At 39.4% G+C, this 1,113-nt stretch carries 2 protein-coding genes; both read right to left on the reverse strand.

Going from position 1 to position 1,113, the window contains the following annotated elements:
- Window positions 1-282 precede the first annotated feature (282 nt).
- On the reverse strand, window positions 283-447 hold the full coding sequence (locus tag ACF1X7_RS06230; RefSeq protein ID WP_411162555.1) for a hypothetical protein: 165 nt from the start codon (window positions 445-447) through the stop codon (window positions 283-285).
- Window positions 448-506: 59 nt separating this feature from the next.
- The coding region (locus ACF1X7_RS06235) for an IS3 family transposase (protein ID WP_411162556.1) at window positions 507-1,113 on the reverse strand (607 nt) is incomplete at its 5' end.

The following is a 1,113-nucleotide window of genomic DNA, read 5'->3' on the forward strand; positions in this document are numbered from 1 at the left end:
GTGCTAGTGCGCCACGTTGAAAACGTGATAAAGTAGATGTACCCAAAGTAATCACTCCCTATATTGGTTGGAATTAGCTACTACCATTGTAAGTGATTGCTTTGGGCTTTTTAATTTCTGTTCGGATTAATTATAGAATTTGCCAACTTAATTTGATAATTCAAGGCATAAAAGGGCTCCAAGAAAGTTAGATTTTGTCTAACTTTCTTGGAGCCCTTTAAAATCTAATATCAAGAGTTCAATTTATAGAAGATAATTTAAGGATGTGCACTAAATTTATTGTTAGGGCTGTGTATTTGCATCAAACTCGTCTGATAAAGTAATCGTTTCAAATTTTTTATGCTGATAGAGATTGCGATATTCATTAGGTAAAATACCGATATGTGGATTGAAGTCAATATTTGAGACAGATTTTAAGAGACGTTCAGAACCGCGTTTACCTTCCACAGCTCAAATAAATCATTAATCGCGATTAATAACTTATTTGAACCCTGGAAAGCATTAAATCAGGCGGCCATTTGGCTCGTAAGTGTTGCAATTTCAACTTGTAAGGGGGTCTGGTAGCCCAGTGAACTATGAATTCTCTTCCTATTGTAGAAAGCATGCACATATTCAAAAAGGACGGCAGCGGCAGTTTCATAATCTTCAAAGACCGGCACTGGATAAACACATTCCTTTTTGAGGGAAGCGTGAAAGGATTCCATTGGCGCATTATCATACGGACAACCCTTACGGCTGTATGAGTGGCGGATATGTAGCTCAGTTAAACGTTGATTGTAATCATCGCTGGTATACTGTGATCCTAAATCCGTATGGATAATCGGGTCCCCAGTAATGGTTCGATTTTTAACCGCGCTTTCAAGGGTCTTTAAGACTAAATCAGTAGCCATCTTTTTTGAGAACGAATAGCCGATAATCCGTCGTGAGTGCAGGTCCATGATGGTTGATAAGTAACACCAGCCATTACCCTTCGTTTGAATATAGGTCATATCAGCGGTCCATTTTTGATTTAAACCAGTGGTCGAGAAATCCTGCTTAAGCAAGTTGGGACGCTGTTCAACCTTGGTTTTGGAAGCCGAAGCCGCTTTCCACTTATTGACGGTAACGGAGTGG

The sequence above is a fragment of the Latilactobacillus sp. VITA-14 genome (genome assembly GCF_046580785.1).
Lineage (GTDB): Bacteria > Bacillota > Bacilli > Lactobacillales > Lactobacillaceae > Latilactobacillus > Latilactobacillus curvatus.